Origin of the sequence: Rhodococcus sp. MS13, from assembly GCF_013277835.1 — a bacterium.
Taxonomy (GTDB): Bacteria; Actinomycetota; Actinomycetes; order Mycobacteriales; family Mycobacteriaceae; genus Rhodococcus_F; species Rhodococcus_F erythropolis.
In genome coordinates, this window is sequence record NZ_VBTL01000002.1 from 407,333 (window position 1) to 422,183 (window position 14,851).

Annotated in this window: 14 protein-coding genes; 10 read left to right on the forward strand and 4 right to left on the reverse strand. The window is 63.4% G+C overall.

Features of this window, described 5'->3' with window-relative positions; all coding sequences use genetic code 11:
* Positions 1-18: 18 nt before the first annotated feature.
* A complete protein-coding gene (locus FEZ59_RS04345) occupies positions 19-1,644 on the reverse strand; it encodes an ABC transporter substrate-binding protein (RefSeq protein ID WP_029254515.1) in 1,626 nt (541 codons plus the stop codon).
* A 274-nt stretch (positions 1,645-1,918) separates the two neighbouring features.
* On the opposite strand from FEZ59_RS04345, the gene FEZ59_RS04350 reads away from it, so the two are divergent.
* Genes FEZ59_RS04350 through nagB form a run of 9 tightly spaced genes read left to right on the forward strand, consistent with a single transcriptional unit; the run spans position 1,919 to position 10,296 of the window.
* A complete protein-coding gene (locus tag FEZ59_RS04350; RefSeq protein WP_134998400.1) occupies positions 1,919-2,977 on the forward strand; it encodes a Gfo/Idh/MocA family oxidoreductase in 1,059 nt (352 codons plus the stop codon).
* Complete coding sequence (locus FEZ59_RS30380; RefSeq protein WP_019746989.1) at positions 2,974-3,969, forward strand: Gfo/Idh/MocA family oxidoreductase; 996 nt, start codon at positions 2,974-2,976, stop codon at positions 3,967-3,969. Before FEZ59_RS04350 ends, FEZ59_RS30380 begins: the two co-directional genes overlap by 4 nt.
* Complete coding sequence (locus FEZ59_RS04360; protein ID WP_019746990.1) at positions 3,966-5,024, forward strand: Gfo/Idh/MocA family oxidoreductase; 1,059 nt, start codon at positions 3,966-3,968, stop codon at positions 5,022-5,024. Before FEZ59_RS30380 ends, FEZ59_RS04360 begins: the two co-directional genes overlap by 4 nt.
* 46 nt (positions 5,025-5,070) lie before the next feature.
* Entirely contained in the window at positions 5,071-6,000 is a 930-nt protein-coding gene (locus tag FEZ59_RS04365; protein WP_007734313.1) for a dihydrodipicolinate synthase family protein, read from the forward strand.
* Between the two features lies 1 nt (position 6,001).
* Positions 6,002-6,931 (forward strand): ROK family protein, encoded by a 930-nt coding sequence (locus tag FEZ59_RS04370; protein WP_070796347.1) that lies wholly within the window; start codon positions 6,002-6,004, stop codon positions 6,929-6,931.
* Positions 6,928-7,635 carry an N-acetylmannosamine-6-phosphate 2-epimerase gene (locus FEZ59_RS04375; protein ID WP_046377969.1) on the forward strand — a complete coding sequence of 236 codons (708 nt, stop codon included), beginning with the start codon at positions 6,928-6,930 and terminating at the stop codon, positions 7,633-7,635. Before FEZ59_RS04370 ends, FEZ59_RS04375 begins: the two co-directional genes overlap by 4 nt.
* The gene (locus FEZ59_RS04380; RefSeq protein WP_172932281.1) at positions 7,632-8,324 is read left to right on the forward strand and encodes a GDSL-type esterase/lipase family protein; all 693 of its coding nucleotides are present in this window, start codon (positions 7,632-7,634) and stop codon (positions 8,322-8,324) included. Before FEZ59_RS04375 ends, FEZ59_RS04380 begins: the two co-directional genes overlap by 4 nt.
* Positions 8,321-9,505: an amidohydrolase family protein gene (locus tag FEZ59_RS04385; protein WP_172932282.1), complete on the forward strand. Its 1,185-nt coding sequence runs from the start codon at positions 8,321-8,323 to the stop codon at positions 9,503-9,505. The genes FEZ59_RS04380 and FEZ59_RS04385 overlap by 4 nt, the downstream gene beginning before the upstream one ends.
* A gap of 11 nt (positions 9,506-9,516) precedes the next feature.
* Complete coding sequence (gene nagB, locus FEZ59_RS04390) at positions 9,517-10,296, forward strand: glucosamine-6-phosphate deaminase (RefSeq protein ID WP_134998398.1); 780 nt, start codon at positions 9,517-9,519, stop codon at positions 10,294-10,296.
* A 9-nt stretch (positions 10,297-10,305) separates the two neighbouring features.
* Here the strand turns inward: nagB and FEZ59_RS04395 are convergent, their stop codons facing one another.
* The 3 genes from FEZ59_RS04395 to FEZ59_RS04405 form a co-directional block, all read right to left on the reverse strand.
* Complete coding sequence (locus FEZ59_RS04395) at positions 10,306-11,937, reverse strand: long-chain-fatty-acid--CoA ligase (protein ID WP_134998397.1); 1,632 nt, start codon at positions 11,935-11,937, stop codon at positions 10,306-10,308.
* A gap of 61 nt (positions 11,938-11,998) precedes the next feature.
* On the reverse strand, positions 11,999-13,120 hold the full coding sequence (locus FEZ59_RS04400) for an acyl-CoA dehydrogenase family protein (protein ID WP_020968503.1): 1,122 nt from the start codon (positions 13,118-13,120) through the stop codon (positions 11,999-12,001).
* 12 nt (positions 13,121-13,132) lie between these two features.
* Positions 13,133-14,314 (reverse strand): acyl-CoA dehydrogenase family protein, encoded by a 1,182-nt coding sequence (locus FEZ59_RS04405; protein WP_003945878.1) that lies wholly within the window; start codon positions 14,312-14,314, stop codon positions 13,133-13,135.
* A 265-nt stretch (positions 14,315-14,579) separates the two neighbouring features.
* Between FEZ59_RS04405 and FEZ59_RS04410 the strand changes: the two genes are divergently transcribed.
* Positions 14,580-14,771, forward strand: a complete 192-nt coding sequence (locus FEZ59_RS04410) for a ferredoxin (protein WP_007734330.1) — start codon at positions 14,580-14,582, stop codon at positions 14,769-14,771.
* Positions 14,772-14,851 lie beyond the last annotated feature (80 nt).

Sequence of the window (14,851 nt, forward strand, 5' to 3'; positions counted from 1 at the left end):
CGGCCGAGCGGGCGGGTATCAGGCCGGCTTCGCCTGAAGCAGGTTGACGCCGGGGTACGGCAGCGGAGTGACGTCGGCGATCTTCTTCGGATCCCACGCAGTCAGGAGTTCCTGATGGAGAACCGGATAGTAGACAGCGTTTTCGGCGATCTGGTTCAGGTACGACTGCACAAGGGTGCTGCGCTTTGCCGGGTCTGTCTCGCGGGTGGCCTCGTCCATGGTGGCGTAGATCTTCTGTGCCTCGGGGGTGTCGTCCCACTTGGCGTAGGTCTTCGTCCACAGGCCGCCCTTGCTGTACGTGTAGCGCACGAGGAGGTCGACGTCGCTGCCGAACGCCTGTGGGTTGGACGTACCCGCAGCGATCTGGAACTTCTGGCCGCTGTTGAGCTTGCTCACCATGGCGCTGGTGTCCTGCGGTTCGAGCGTCGTGTTGAATCCGACTGCGTCCCAAGACTCTTTGATGGTCGGCAAGCAGTCGGCCAACCAGCTGACGTTGGTGGAGAGCAGCGTCAGGTCGAGGCCACTTACACCGGCGGCAGCGAGAAGCGAGCGGGCCTTGTCCGGATCGTACGAGTAGACGGTGGACGCTCGCGCGTAGTCGGGGTTGCGCTCGTACAGGTAGCTCGTGGCCGGTGCTGCCTTGCCGCCGAGGGCGATCTCGATCATCTTCGGGGTGTTGATCGCATAGAACATCGCCTGGCGAACACGAACGTCGTCGAACGGTGCCTGAGTGGTGTCGAAGAGCAGGTACATGAGGTTCATGCCCGGGTTGCCCTCGACGGTGCGCCCACCGGAGGTGAGGGTGGGGACGTTGGCGACGGGGATGTTGTCGGCGAGTTGTGCACCGGCATTGTTGCCCGAGACGCGCGCGATGCGTGAGGAGGTGTCGACGATGGAGAGCCAGTTCATGGTCGCGAAGTTGGCCGGACGCGGCCCGTTGTACGCCTCGAACGCCTCGAAAGCTGTGTTGCTCTTGGGGGTGTGGCTCTTGAGCTTGTACGGACCGGAACCGACGACCAGCGCTCCGGACTTGGCCTCGTCCCAGTGGCCGTCGAAGACGTGCTTGGGCATGATCTTGGCGATCGAGAGACGCTGTGCGGCAGCGCTGAACGGGTAGTTGAAGTTCAGGGTCACCGTTTGGTCGTCGACCTTGGTGACGGACTGCAACCAGGAGGAGAAGAAGGAGCGGATCAGTACGTTCTGCTGTGGATCGAGGATGCGATCGAAGGTGAAGACGACGTCGTCCGAGGTGACCGGAGTGCCGTCGTGCCAGGTTGCTCCCTCGCGGATTTTCATGGTCCAGCTCGAGGCGGTGGCGTCGGTCGGGACGGCCTGTGCGAGCGCCGCATACGTCTCACCGGTGTCTGGATCGTTTTCGAGCAGTCCCTCGTAGACGTGGTTGACCGCTGCCATGAGGAAACCGGATGCAGTCTGCATCGGGTCGAAGCTCTGGTCGTTGCCGTATCCGATGGCGGTGGTCAGATCGCCGGTGCTCGCGGAACCGCCGACAACCGAGGTCGACGACGGGCCGCCGCCGCAGGCCGCGAGAGTCGCGGTGATACCTGCTGCAGCTCCCAGTAGCCCGGTGTACCGAAACAGGTCTCGGCGTGTGAACGCGGAGCTCAGCGGTCGTTCGTTCTTCAAGGCGGCCTCCAAGGCGGGGAGCGGGACATCAAGGGAGTGGATAGGGGATGTCCTATGTTCGACGTCCGATGTTGCGTAACTTACATTGTGGATCAGAAAGCGTCTAGAGAATCTTTGGAACTGGCGGTGTTGAACTTCGACGTTTCGTCGGTTTCGAACCAAAAATAGTGCTCTCACCTGCATAGATGAAGACTGTGTTACCGACGTCGAATTGACGACCGATGACGCTGGCCGTATAACATAGGACATCCCTCATCCAATCTTTGGAGACTTCATGACCCGATACAAAGTCGGTGTGGTCGGTTGCGGATTCTTCGGTAGTTCCCTCGCTCGCGAGCTGGCTGCCCATCCACGTTTCGAACTGGCGATGCTGTGCGACCGTGACTTCGAGCGGGCCAAGGACGTCGCCGCAGAGTTCTCGGCAACCCCGACAGACGATCACGACGGGGTGGCCGCTCACCCGGAGTTGGCCCTCGTTGTCGTCGCGACGCCCAATCACGCGCACGCCGAACCTGCCATCGCGGCACTCGAACACGGCAAGGCAGTTTTTGTCGAGAAGCCACTTGCCGTCGAACTGGTCGATGCGCAGAACATGATCGCGAGCGCCGACGCGAGCGGTTCGCCGTTGATGGTCGGGCACATCATGCGGATGATGCCGGGTGTACGACGTCTGGCGGACCTGCTGGCGTCGGGGGAGCTCGGCGAGGTCGCTGCGATCGAAACGTCTCGCTCACGCTGGATCGACACCGACGGCGCAGATCCACAGTGGTGGAAGCTCGACAAGAGCCGAACGGGTGGAGAACTGACTCACGAGATTCACGAACTGGACCTGATGTGCTGGCTCGGCGGCGAGGTGACTGCCGTGTCGAGCATCGCCACCGCAGACGACGGCTTCCGCAACACAGTGGTGTCGTTCGCCGGCGGCGCGATCGGCAGGCACACCATCTCGACGCGTTCACACACTTCTTCGTGGGAGCTGACGGTCGATGCCGCCGAAGGCTCGGTCCACGCGGACTTCCACACCGGCCGGGTCAGCCGACTGCGCGGGGGACGGGTCGAAGAGTCGTGGCCGATCTTCGACGTCGACGCCGAGAACCAATCGTTGATCGACTCTGCGAGCAGGACGCAGAAGTACAACTCGGGGAACGGAGGATCCTCGCTGTGGATGCAGGCTGCGATTCGCCACGAAATCGACGAGATGGCAGCAGTTCTCGACGGCAAGGCTGACTCCGGCTCACCGTTGACATACGCACGTGAACGCGCACTCGTCGTCGCCGAGCAGGTGCGACTCGGTGGCGGGGAACCGGCGGCGCTGTCGGGAAGTGCGAAGTGACCGTGCGTGTAGCCGTCATCGGCAGCGGCGCAATCGCGCGGGACCACGTCAGCGCTTTGGCGCGCATCCCGTCGGTCGAAGTCGTCTACGTATTCGGCAGTGACTTGGACCGTGCCGCATCGGTCGCGGCATTGGCGCCGGGCGCGAAGGCCAGTACCGATCTGGCGAAGATTCTCGCAGACCCGAGCGTGCACGCGGTCAACGTCGTCGGGGCCACTCCGGACCACGCGCCCGTGACGATAGCCGCAGGCCGCGCGGGAAAGCATGTGCACGTGGAGAAGCCCGCAGCGCTGACAGTCGCGGACTTCGACGCGATGGTCGAGGCCACCGAAGGTGGCGGCACCTCACTGATGGTCGGACAGACCGTACGATTCCAGCCGTCGATCACCTCGATCGGAAACTCGGTTGCACAAGGCGCCATCGGCGACCCCCGGCTGATCCACCTCAGTTGGTACACCGGCCACGTCTGGCCAGGGGGCTGGCGAGGCTGGCAACACGACAAGGACCGCTCGGGTGGTCACCCCGTTCACAACGGAACCCACGCTCTCGATCTGGTGACGTGGCTGATCGGTCGTCGTCCGATCCGTGTGTTCGCTCGTAGTTTCCCCACCTTCGCGGCGGGGATGCCCGTGCACGACAGCTTCCATCTGACCGTTCGCTTCGAGGACGGATCGCTGGCGCTCATCGAATTGGCTTACGCACTGCCGCAATCGGGAAAGATGGTGCGCCGGATCGTGGTGTCGGGGACATCCGGCACGCTCGCGCACGACACCGGCGACGACCCAGGCCTGATGACGGATACGACAAACGCGCCGCCGTCGTCGATCGAAGATGCGATGGCGCATCAGATGCGCCACTGGATCGCCACTCTCGACGGTTCCGCGACCCCGATAGTCGAGAACTGGCAGGTACGTGCAGCTCTCGCGACTGCCATCGCTGCACAACAGTCACTCGACACCGGCCGCGCGATTTCGATCGGAGAACACCGATGACCGGCACCGGTTCGATCCGCGTCGGATTTGTCAGCGGCGTAAGGCATGCCGGCTCCTATGCGGACCTGTTGCGCTCCGATCCTCGAGTGAGCTTGATCGGGGCCTCCGACGAATCCTCGGTCCCCGATTGGATTCGTGAGGACGGAATCGCGATGGCAAAGGCCGCAGACATCGAGTGGATCGACGAACTCGGCGAGCTGCTCGACCCCGAACGGATAGACCTGGCGATCATCTGCAGTGAGCCGACCAGGCATGCACGGCTTGCGATTGCCGCACTGAACGCGGGACTCGACGTCCTGGTGGACAAGCCGGTGGGTATCGACGAGTCGGAGGCCGCGGCGGTCGAGGAAGCGGCACGGTCGAACGGGCGAATCTGTACGGTGGTGAACCGCACTCATTCACCTGCGCTCCGGCGACTGCGCCGCTGGATCGATGCCGGAAACCTCGGACTGCCGCGCCACGTGGACATCGAGTTCCTGGCAAGCGGAACACATTTCGCGACGTCCGTCGAGCGTCCCGAACTGGTGGTGGATCCCGCGCTTTCCGGCGGGGGAGAAGTAGTGAACTTCGCCGGTTACGCCGCCGACTACCTCAGATACCTCACCGGCCTGGACGTCACCGAGGTGTACGCCGAGACGAGCACACTCTACGGCGGGGCCCACCAGCAGTTCGGAGTCGAAGACACGGCGTTGATCTCGCTCGCCCTGGAAAACGGCGTCACCGCGACGGTGACCGTCGGAAGAATCCCCGCAGCACCGGGTTTCGGCGCGAATACCGCGACGCTTCGGGTCCTCGGCTCCCACGGATACGCGAGTTCCGACGACGACAAACCCGCGGTGACCCACTTCGCATCCTCGGGAGACGTGACCGCACTACCCATCGGCGGCTTCGGTTCGGACAACGCGGTGTCGAGCTTTCTCTCTCACGTGCTCGATCGACTTCCCACACGGACCGAACCCGACTACACCGTGGCAGACGCCCGCGCGTCGATGCGCGTGATCGATGCTGCCTATCTGTCCGCCTCGAGCGGTCAGCCGGTCTCCGTCTCTCCCTGACAGCCGCACCCACAACTCAATCCGACAACCAACATATGGAGACCCCATGAGCACGGAAACCACCACCTTCAGCGGAATCGTCCCGCCGATCGTCACACCACTGACGCTCGAGGGCGAGGTCGACACCACGTCGCTCGAACGCCTGCTCTCACTGCAGATCGAAGCCGGAGTCGACGGCTTGTTCGTCCTCGGTTCCTCGGGTGAGGTCGGTTACCTCACCGACGCTCAGCGCGCCCAGGTGGTGCAGACGGCCATCGGTCACGTCGGCGGCCAGGTACCGGTCCTCGTCGGCGTGAACGACATGACCACCAACCGGGTCATCGCCGTCGCCGAGCAGGCGCGTGAAGCGGGTGCGGATGCCATCGTCGCGACGGCGCCGTTCTACGCGATCACCGACGCAGCCGAGACGGCAACGCATTTCCGCTCCATCCACGCCGCAGTGGATCTTCCGTTGTTCGCCTACGACGTCCCGGTTCGTGTCCACAGCAAGCTCAGCCCGGCAATGCTGGTCGAGCTCGGTCGCGAGGGAGTCATCGCCGGCGTGAAGGATTCGAGCGGCGACGACGTCAGTTTCCGTATGTTGCTCCGTCAGTCGGCCGGGCTCGAAAACTTCGCCGTCTTCACCGGGCACGAGGTAGTCGTCGACGGATGCCTGCTGATGGGTGCTTCGGGCGCTGTGCCCGGCCTGGCCAACGTGGACCCCCACGGTTACGTGCGACTGTGGCGCGCTGCGCAGGCAGGAGACTGGGCGGCGGCGAAGGCCGAGCAGGATCGACTCACCGATCTGTTCTCCATCGTCGAGGCACCGACACCGGGTCGCGTCAGTGCCGGTGCCGCGGGTCTGGGCGCATTCAAGACGGCTCTGGCCCTGCGCGGCGTCATCACCGGCAACACGATGTGCGCCCCGATGCTCTCGCTCGACGAGTCCGAGACCGCAACGATCAAGGTCGTTCTGGAACAGGCCGGGCTCCTCTGACATGACATCTGGGCAGAAGCGATGGATCGGCATCGACATCGGCGGCACCAAAGTGGCTGCCGCGGTGGTGACGTCCGACGGATACGTGATCGACACCGTTCGTGCGGCAACACCGACGGCCGGTAGGGAGGCTGTTCTCGAGACCGCCACCGCGTTGGTCGACTGTTTGAGGGCGGATCACCCGGTAGCCGGAATCGGAGTCGGTGCACCGGGAATCATCGATCGGGTGCGTGGCCGCGTCGTCTTCGCCTCCGACATTCTGTCCGGATGGAGTGGCGCCGAGGTTCGCGGGGAACTCGAGGCGCACTCGGGTCTACCGGTGACGGTGGACAACGACGTGCGCGCGATGGCCCACGGCGAGAACATGATCGGCGCCGGTCGCGGTCGAAGCTCTGCACTGTTCGTCTCGGTCGGTACTGGAATCGGTGGCGCGTTGACCGTGGGCGGACAGCTGTATCACGGCGCCCACGGAACAGCCGGCGAGCTCGCGCATCTGCTGGTTCCGGTCTCCGGGGCGATAGGTTGCGGTTGCGGTAGAACCGATCACCTCGAGGCAGTCGCCTCTGGCCCGGCGATGGCGGCCGAGTACGCAGCGCGGGCGGGTGTGCCCACTCAACCGTTGCAGAAGGTGGTGGCACTCATGCGCTCCGGCGACCCGATCGCCCGTGCCGTGGTCACCGACGCCGGTACTCTGCTCGGCCGAGTCCTGGCCGGCGTCGCCACCGCATTCGATCCCGAGGTGATCGTCATCGGCGGCGGCGCAGCCCAGATCGGAGCCGACCTCTTGTCGCCGCTGACGTCCGCTTTCCGGGTGGAAGCGATGGGTCCCATTGCCGAAACCGCCATTCTTCCTGCCCGTTTGGGCACCGATGCGCCGCTCGTCGGAGCTGCGCTCCTGGCCGCCGCAACACGAATCGAGGTAACACCGTGACTGTCGAAGAACTGCTCACGATCATCAGCGGGAAGCTGATCGTGTCCTGTCAGGCCGGACACGGCCATGCCATGCGCGACACCGGGACCATCGAGAGGATGGCCCGCGCCGCGGTCGACGGCGGTGCAGTGGCGATCCGCTGCGGCGGTGTGGGCGGAACCCCGGATGTCGCCGCAGTCGTGTCGGCAGTGAAGGTACCGGTGATCGGTTTGACGAAGATCGGCTCGGAGGGCGTGTTCATCACGCCGACAAGGGAATCAGCCCTCGAAGTCGTGGATTCGGGTGCGCAGATCGTGGCTGCCGACGCCACCCTGCGACCTCGTCCGGACGGGCTGACCTTTGCCGACACCGTCGACGCGGTCCATGATCGCGGCGGCCTCGTCATGGCTGATTGTGGAACACTCGAGGACGGCATCGCTGCCGCCGCGGCGGGCGCCGACATCATCTCCAGCACACTGGCGGGATATACCGAGAACAGCCGACGCCTGGCCGGCCCGGATCTGGAGCTGATCTCGGAACTGCGGCAGGCACTTCCAGATGTAGTCCTCATCGCCGAGGGGCGATACCACAGCCCGGAGGATGCGGCACGCGCCATCGCCCTGGGTGCAGACTCGGTGGTTGTCGGAACCGCAATCACGGATCCGGCGTTCATCACGTCGAAATTTGCAGCCGCAGTATCGGGTGCCGAAGGGCAGAGGGTGTGACCCCGACGTCGAAGGCTTTGAAGTCCAAGACTTCTGAACGGATTCGACTGGAGACTTTGCTCGTAGACTCGTCGACGCCGATCCGGTGGGTCTTCACCGGCGACAGCATCACTCAGGGATTGACGCACACCGACGGTCATCGAAGTTACGTCGAACACTGCGCCGAGCGCGTCCGTGGTGAACTTTCCTTGTTCAACCACGTCCTTGTCAACACCGGGGTGAGCGGCAATCGATCCTCCGATGTGCGTGCAGGTTTCGCACACCGCATCGAAGTGTTCGAACCCTCGGTGGTGTTGATCATGCTCGGTACGAATGACGCATTGGATGGCGAAGAAGGACTGGAGCGGTTTCGAGACGACCTCTCGGACATGATTTTCCGGACGCGAGCGATCGGTGCGGTGCCGATCCTGCAGACGCCGCCACCGATCGACGTCGAGAATGCGCCCACCAGAGCGGGATTGCTTCAGTACGTCGAGGTCGTGCGGCAGGTTGCCGCCTCGACGCGTGCGGTGTTCGTCGACCACTACGCGCAGTGGACGGCCCATTCTCCCGAGGGTCCACCGCCGGCTCTCCTGGCTGACGCGTTCCATCCGAACGAACAAGGGCACTACGTGCTCGCGGACGCCGTGCTCCGTGAGTTGTCGATCGCGGATGCCGAAGTTCCCGTTGTACCGCAGGTGATGTCGTGACACTTCGTGGACAAATTCTGCGTGGACAATTGGTGACCGGTGGTCGATTGCTCTCGGATGGGGTTGTCGAGATCTCCGGTGATCGTGTGGTGTGGGCCGGACCCGCGTCGCAGCGAACCGACCCGTTACCCGAACGGGCAGCTGCGGGAACAACGATCATTCCGGGTTTGGTCGACGTTCACTGCCACGGCGCCGGCGGATTCGGTTTCCCCGAGGCAGACGAGTTCGGATCAACCGTGGCTGCCGATCACCATCGGACGAACGGCACGACCTCGGTGATCGGCTCGCTCGTCTCCGCGCCGCCGCAGATCCTGCGCAGTCGCATCGAGCTCCTGGCAGGACTGGTGGACGAGGGCACGCTGGCCGGAATTCACCTGGAAGGTCCATTCCTTTCGGTACTTCGTTGTGGCGCCCAGGATCCCGACAGCATTCTCGACGGCGACCCGGCTCTGCTCGAGTCGCTGCTGGAAGCCGGCCGTGGGCACATTCGCTCGATGACGATCGCTCCGGAGACAGTACACTTCGACGAACTTGCCTCATTGCTGGAGCGTCACGGTGCCGTCGTGAGTATCGGACACACCGATGCGTCCAACCCGATTGCGACACGTTCGATCGCACACTCGGCGCATGCACCGCTCAGTGCCACTCACCTGTTCAACGGTATGGCTCCGATGCATCACCGTGCTCCCGGCGCAGTGGCGGCATGTCTTGCCGCGGCTGCGAAAGGACAGATGGTGGTCGAGTTGGTCGGGGACGGAGTACATCTGGCCGACGAGACGGTAGCGACGGTGTTCGATCTTGTCGGTCCGCACCAGATCGCGTTGGTTTCCGACGCCATGGCTGCCGCCGGAATGCCCGACGGCCGCTACCCACTCGGGCCTCTCGACGTCGACGTGGTTGATGGCGTGGCGCGATTGGCCGGCCAGGGGGATACGGCCATTGCCGGCGGGACGAGTCGGTTGATGGACATAGTCCGCCGGGCGGTCAATCACGCCGGCGTCGATCTGCTTTCGGCTGTCATCGCAGCGACAGCAACGCCTGCTTCGCTGATGGGGCTGGCCGGAATGGTCGGCGATCTCGTGCCGGGTTGCCGCGCCGATCTGATCGTCACCGGTCCAGAACTCGAAACCCGCGCCGTCATGGCCGCTGGGAACTGGCTCATGAACTACACCGAAAGCTGAGGAATCAACCGATGGAAATTGTCATTGTCGACAGTGCGGATGCGGCCGGCACCGTTGTTGCCGACATCTTCGAACACGCGGTGCATTCAGGTTCACGGACTTTGGGCCTGGCGACAGGATCTTCACCGCTCTCTGTGTACCGCGAACTCGCGCGCCGTCACCGCGAGGACGGGTTGAGTTTTACCGGCGTGCAGGCGTTCCTGTTGGACGAATACGTCGGCCTGCCGGAAGGCCACCCGGAGTCGTATGCCCAGGTGATCCGCACCGAACTGGTGAATCACCTGGACCTGGACGCGGCAAGGGTATTCAGCCCCGACGGCACCGCGCCGGATCCATTTGCCGCCGCGGCAGCCTACGACCGGGCGATTGCGTCGAATGGTCCGGTGGACGTACAACTTCTGGGCATCGGCGGCAACGGTCACATCGGTTTCAACGAACCGACGTCCTCGCTGAATTCGAGGACCAGGGTCAAGACGCTGACGGAACAGACTCGAACCGACAACGCCCGATTCTTCGAGAGTCCGGACGACGTACCACGGCATGTGATCACCCAGGGCCTCGGAACTATCTGCGAAGCAAAGCATCTGGTGATGATCGCGACCGGCGAGCACAAGGCCGCTGCGATTGCCGCTGCCGTCGAGGGGCCGCTGGCCGCGGTGTGCCCGGCATCGGTCCTCCAACTGCATCCACATGCGACGGTGGTGATCGACGATGCAGCGGCATCACAGCTTCGGCTCACCGAGTTCTACAAAACGGTGTCTGCGCACAAACCGCTTGCTCAGCACTACTGAGATATCGGACTAGACGGGCTCTCGCGTCTTCTCGAGGCCGAGTGCCATTTCGGGAGTGAGTAATTGGAAGTCGGATTCTCCGCGCCGGCGGATCCACACCGGATCGGATGTGTTCCATCGTTCGGCGCTCTGCGTTCGAGTGACCACCTTGAACGTCGCCGTTCTCGGGAACTCACTGCACACGCGGATCAAGGTCGGTTTCTGCTTCGGCCCGAGTTCCGGCCGGGAATCGATGTATTCGGCTACGGCTGCCGGGTCGAAGTTGTCGACGTCGCCGACCGGAATCACCGACGCCATGACGCGGTCGCCGACATCGCTGTCGGGGACTGCGTACACGGACACCTGCGCGAAGCCCGGGTAACCGACGAGCGAGCGTTCGATGGGCGCGGCGCCGATGTTCTCTCCGTCCACTCGTAGCCAACCGGAACTGCGTCCCGCGAAGTAGACGTAGCCGTCGAGGTCGGTGTACGCCAGATCGCCACTCCAGTACTGGCCGTTGCGCATTCGCTCGGCGTCGGCTTCCGGGTTCTTGTAGTACCCGGCGAACGTGCCTGGGCCGGTGACGTTGACCAGTTCACCGGTTGCCTCGTCGGCATTGGTGATCCGGCCGTCGGCGTCGAAGACTGCAGGCGGGCATGGCGCTCCGGTCTCGGGATCGAGGATCTTGACCCCGTCCGGGAGAAGTCCGAGGGCGCCGGGCCGGGGAACCGGTGCCGCGGAGATCGAAATGCCGCCCTCGGTGGAACCGAACCCGTCGATGACGCGGGCATCGAAGCGCCGGACGAAGGTGGCCACGGCGGGCGCCGAACCCTCGTTGCCGTACATGATCTTCAAGGTGTTCTCCCGCTCGTTCGGCACCTCGGGGGTGGAAGCGATGAAGGACAACGGCTTTCCGACGTAGTTGGAGTACGTGATCCCGTACTTGTGAACGTCGGGCAGAAAACCCGAAGCGGAGAACTTGCGGCGCATGGCAATTCCCGCACGAGCGTGCAGCGCGACCGTCCATGCCGCCATCATGGCGTTGGAATGGAACATGGGCATCGCCATGTAGACGACGTCGTCGGCGCCGAGCCCGAAACGATCGGCAAGCATGACTCCGGGAGAGGCCAACTTGTGGTGCGTGCACCGAACCGCTTTGGGATCACCGCTTGTTCCGGAAGTGAAAATGAGCATCAACAGATCGTCGGGCTGCGCCGTCGACGCGTAGGCCGGCGTATCGGCGAAGGGCGCCAACAATTGCGTCCAGGCCGGAGAATCCACGTTGATCACCCGGACGTCACCGAGATCGACGCCGTCGAGTAGATGTGCCTGGTTGTTCTCGGTGAAGATGACCTGACAGTCGGAGAGTTGGATGTCTCGCGCCAATGCCGGGCCGCGCCTGGTCGTGTTCAGTCCGGCAGCAACCGAACCCGAGAACGATGCTGCGCCGAGCAATAGTGAAAATTCGGGGACGTTCTCCATCAGAAGACCGAAATGCCGGGGGCGCGTTCGATCGAGCAGCGTGTCCAGCAGCGCTGCTCGATCGAACGAGCCTTGAATGTGCTCGCGCCAGGTGATGACCTGGTCCTCGAAACGGATACCGCGGTCGTCGATCTCGCTGACTCCGAGGAGTAGATCGGAAACAGTGGGGCTCTGACTCATAGCTGCATCATCATCGATTCGTCTCGGACCAGGTCATGGATTTCCACTCGGTGGGACGCACTCAGGCAGGAACTGCGGCAAGTTCCTTGCCCAGTGCGCGAAGCTGATCTGTTGCGTTGCCGAGCAGGAACTCGTGATGCTTGGCCGCGAGGAAGTAGCGGTGAACCGGATGGTCCTCGTCCAGACCAACGCCGCCGTGAACGTGAACAGCGGTGTGCCCGACGCGGTGTCCCGCATCTGCAGCCCAGAACTTGGCCGTCTGTACGGCCCCGTCGGACGGAAGCCCTTCGCTCAGACGCCACGCTGCGGCCCAGAGAGTCAGGCGCACGCCCTTGACGTCGATGTATCCGTCGGCGAGGCGCTGGGCCACCGCTTGGAAACTACCGATCGGACGGCCGAACTGCACACGCTCGGTGGCGTATTCGGCGGTCAGCTTCAGCGCTTGATCGAGCACCCCGTACTGGTAGGCGCTGGAACCGAGCTGAATTCGTTCGACGATCCACGCCGCGATGTCGGATCCTTGGGCAACCGAGCCGAGAACACGATCGGCCGGAATCTGCACCGAATCGAACTCGACCAGGGCCGCACTCGAGAAATCCGTGGTCGATTGCCTGGTAATGCTCACGCCCGCGTCCGACGGTTCGACGAGGAAGACCGCGACACCGTCCTCGGTGATGGCAGGGACGAGGAACAGATCTGCGAGCGGAGCACTGTCGACGGTGATCTTTGCTCCGTCGATGCGCCAACCGTCGGCGGTCTTCTCGGCACGCGTGATCGGGTGCGCCGGGTCGTCGTTGTATTCCTCGGCGAGGGCCGCGGTGAGTATCTTCTCACCGGCAGCGGCAGCGCTTGCCCAGTCGTCGCGCTGCTTGTCCGAGCCGAATTCGGCTATCGCTGCGGCGGACCCGACGATGGACGTCAGGAACGGAACAGCTGCGACGCCGCGGCCGAGTTCGGCCAGGATGCTGCACTGCTCGAGGACACCGAATCCGTCGCCGCCCACCGATTCCGGAAGGGCCGCGCCGAGAACGCCGGCCGAAGCCAGAGCGTTCCACAAGAGGGCGTCGAAACGGTCTTCGGCGGCGTCGAGTTCACGAAGGCGGTCGTTGGTGACCAGTTCGGTGACGACGGATCGTGTCAGTCCGGACAGGTCCTGCTGGGCCTCGGTAAGGGTGAATTCCATGATCGTTGGTCCTTATCGCTTCGATGCGGGAAGCCGCAGAGCTGTCATGCCGATGATGTCGCGTTGCACTTCGTTGGTACCGCCGCCGAACGTCAGGATCAGCGAAGAACGATGCATGCGTTCGATGCGTCCGCGTAGAAGAGCGCCGGGGGAGTTCTGCCTGATCGTGGCGGAGGATCCGAGGATCTCCATCAGCAAGCGGTAAGCCTCGGTGGCGAATTCGGTACCGAACACCTTGTTGGCCGACGCCGCTTCGGGACCTGGAGCGTGATCGGTTGCGGAGGCGATTTCCCAGTTCATCAACTTCAGGTACTCGGCCTTGGCATGCACGCGAGCCAGATTGATCTGCACCCATTCCTGGTCGATCATGCGTCGGCCGTCGGGCAGCTTGGTGTTCTGTGCCCACTCGCGGACCTCACGCTGCGCGGTCAGAATCGGTCCGGCCGAGGTGAGGGCAACACGCTCGTGGTTGAGCTGATTGGTGATCAGTGCCCAGCCGCCGTGTTCCTGGCCGACTATCGACGACGCCGGGACCCGTACGTCCTGGTAGTAAGTGGCGCTGGTGTCGGGGCCGGCCATGGTGTGAACCGGGGTGTAGGAGAAGCCTTCTGCGGTGGTCGGGACGATCAGCATGCTGATTCCCTTGTGCTTCTTGGCTTCCGGATCGGTGCGGCACGCCAACCACACGTAGTCGGCGTACTGGATCAGGCTCGTCCACATCTTCTGCCCGTTGATGACGTAATCGTCACCGTCACGGACGGCCGACGTGCGCAGAGACGCCAGGTCGGTGCCGGCCTCGGGCTCGGAGTAACCGATCGCGAAGTGGAGTTCACCGCGGGAGATCTTGGGCAGGAAGAAGGCCTTCTGCTCGTCCGTCCCGAAATGCATGATTGTCGGCGCTACGGAATTGATCGTCAGGAACGGCACGGGCGCACCGGCAATGGCAGCTTCGTCGGTGAAGATCAGCTGGTCCATCGCGGAGCGTTCCTGTCCGCCGTACTCTTTCGGCCAACCCAGCGTGAGCCAGCCGTCCTGGCCCATCTGCGCGACGACTTCGCGGTACACATTGCCTTCGCCGTACTCACCCGTCGTGGCAGCGAGTGCTTCACGCCGCTCGGGAGTCATCAGTTGTGCGAAGTAGGCACGCAACTCCTCCTGGAGCTGTTGCTGCTCAGGGGTGTAGGTGATGTGCATGGTTACCTCTCCATAGAGATACGAATCAAAGCGCCAACCATTCGATTGACACAGGTTCTATCGATGCGTACATCGGCGACAAGGGACGCTCTCGCCGTCTCCGGCGGATCGTTCGACGTCCGTTCTCGGTACTTTTTCGAATCATTGCACACGACTGAAACAGGTTCTAGTGTTATCGCCAGGAACGGTGTGCGGCACAGCCCTGCGGCACTCGTTTCGTATCCGTGTTCGCGCCAGTAGTAGTGAGTAGAGAAGAGGAATCGCCATGGAGGTCAGGGTTGATCTGGACCGTTGCGAGGCAAACGGTGTGTGCGTAGGGATCGCACCCGATATTTTCGACCTCGACGACAACGAGGAGCTCGTGATCAGTTCCGTGCGTCCGCCGGAGGATCGCTGGGAAGATGTCCGTTCCGCGATCGCTCAGTGCCCGCGCGCGGCGCTGACCGAACATCCGTGACGATGGTTGCCCAAAACAAGAACACGTTCTAAAGTTGCGAACTCGTGGGTCACGGCAATCGAGCCGGGTAACTCGACACA

Excerpts from the sequence above, each read along its gene's own strand:
- FEZ59_RS04350 (WP_134998400.1), top strand. The coding sequence starts at position 1,919 with ATGACCCGATACAAAGTCGGTGTGGTCGGTTGCGGATTCTTCGGTAGT.
- FEZ59_RS04360 (WP_019746990.1), top strand. The coding sequence starts at position 3,966 with ATGACCGGCACCGGTTCGATCCGCGTCGGATTTGTCAGCGGCGTAAGG.
- FEZ59_RS04365 (WP_007734313.1), top strand. The coding sequence starts at position 5,071 with ATGAGCACGGAAACCACCACCTTCAGCGGAATCGTCCCGCCGATCGTC.
- FEZ59_RS04370 (WP_070796347.1), top strand. The coding sequence starts at position 6,002 with ATGACATCTGGGCAGAAGCGATGGATCGGCATCGACATCGGCGGCACC.
- nagB (WP_134998398.1), top strand. The coding sequence starts at position 9,517 with ATGGAAATTGTCATTGTCGACAGTGCGGATGCGGCCGGCACCGTTGTT.
- FEZ59_RS04395 (WP_134998397.1), bottom strand. The coding sequence starts at position 11,937 with ATGAGTCAGAGCCCCACTGTTTCCGATCTACTCCTCGGAGTCAGCGAG.
- FEZ59_RS04400 (WP_020968503.1), bottom strand. The coding sequence starts at position 13,120 with ATGGAATTCACCCTTACCGAGGCCCAGCAGGACCTGTCCGGACTGACA.
- FEZ59_RS04405 (WP_003945878.1), bottom strand. The coding sequence starts at position 14,314 with ATGCACATCACCTACACCCCTGAGCAGCAACAGCTCCAGGAGGAGTTG.
- FEZ59_RS04410 (WP_007734330.1), top strand. The coding sequence starts at position 14,580 with ATGGAGGTCAGGGTTGATCTGGACCGTTGCGAGGCAAACGGTGTGTGC.